Annotated in this window: 1 protein-coding gene; it reads right to left on the bottom strand. The window is 53.2% G+C overall.

Translation table 11 applies throughout. The features are described from left to right. Window positions 1-28 precede the first annotated feature (28 nt). Window positions 29-1,383, bottom strand: a protein-coding gene (locus ACK59Z_RS25755; RefSeq protein WP_108192061.1) for an IS3 family transposase whose coding sequence is annotated in 2 segments (ribosomal slippage) — window positions 29-907 and window positions 910-1,383 — 1,353 coding nt in all. Because the reading frame shifts where the segments join, the coding sequence is not laid out codon by codon here. Window positions 1,384-1,432 lie beyond the last annotated feature (49 nt).

Here is a 1,432-nt window from a genome sequence, read left to right as displayed (position 1 = left end):
TGGACTGCCCCCCAAAAGTTGGACAGTTTTAAGCTGCAGCCTGAGCCCTGTACTCCACAGGGCTCAGGCCATTGAGCCTCAGCTTGATGCGATCATGGTTGTAGTAGTGAATGTACTCATCCAGACCCACTCTCAGCTCATCAATGCTCTCGAAACGCTTCAGGTAGAAAAACTCGGATTTGAGCGTGCCAAAGAAGCTTTCCATGGCCGCGTTGTCCAGGCAATTGCCTTTTCGAGACATGCTCTGCTTTACCCCGCATTCGCTTAGCTTATGGCGGTATTGCGCCTGCTGGTAATGCCATCCCTGATCCGAATGCAGCACGAGCTTCGGTTTCTCTCCCAGGCAATCGAGCGCTTTGCCAAGCATGTTCCCAACCAGGCTATAGCACGGGCGGCTGGCCATTTCGTAGGCCACGATTTCGCCGTTGTACAAATCCATCACGGGCGACAGATAGAGCTTCTGTTGAGCTACTTTGAACTCGGTTACGTCAGTCACCCACTTCTGGTTTGGGCGTTGAGCGACAAAATTTCGCTCCAGTACATTCGCTGCCACTTTGCCGACGGTACCTCGATAGGAGCGATATTTCTTGGGGCGCACTACTGATTTCAATCCCTGCTCAGCCATCAGCCGTTCAATGACCTTCTTGTTCACCCGCTTTTCCTTCCTGATTACGAGTGCGATACGGCGATAACCATAAAGCCGTTTCTGCTCGTGATAGACGCGATGCACCAATGCCTTGAGCTCAGCATGCCGGTCTGGCTTCTGCTGAGCTTTGAGCTGGTAGTAGAAGGTGCTGCGCGCCAGCTCGACCAACTGAAGGAGGTCAGGCAAAGGAAACCTGCGCTTGAGTTTGGAAACGATCAGGACTTTTTCCCGCGTGTTCGTTCCTTTTCCTCGCGCAGAGCCTTGAGCTCCTTTAGGACAGCATTCTCCATGCGCAGGTACTCAAGTTCAGCCATCAGCTGATCTCGAGACTTCTGATCATCATTGGTATCGGTGGGTTTGGCAGGCTTGATCTTCTTCGACACGTCGATTGGCTTTCTTGGCTTGATGGCAGTAGAGGGTGCAGGACTGCCACTGTAGTACTGCCGCTGCCAAATGCCTATCTGAGAGGACTGCCCAAGACCAAAGTGGGCAGCGGTCTGGCGCAGCGAAAGCCGATGCTCGTGCATATAGCTAAGCACCTGCTGTTTGAAATCACTGGTATAGCGCCGCCCATGCGAGCCTGGACCAATGCCATTATTGGCCTGATAACTGGCCACCCAGCGTCGAAGCAGGCTGAAATCGATACCTAAGTGTTGAGCCACCTTTCGGAAACCGTTGCTGCCATCCAGGTAGGCTGTGATCGCTGTGAGCTTGAATTGCTCGGTGTACTTGCCCATAGATCCCCCAAGGGTTGGATTGGTGTCCAACTTCTTGGGGGCAGTCCAA

Origin of the sequence: Pseudomonas sp. KCJK9058, assembly GCF_046230975.1 — a bacterium.
Lineage (GTDB): Bacteria > Pseudomonadota > Gammaproteobacteria > Pseudomonadales > Pseudomonadaceae > Aquipseudomonas > Aquipseudomonas alloputida.
This window is presented reverse-complemented; position numbering and strand designations above follow the sequence as displayed.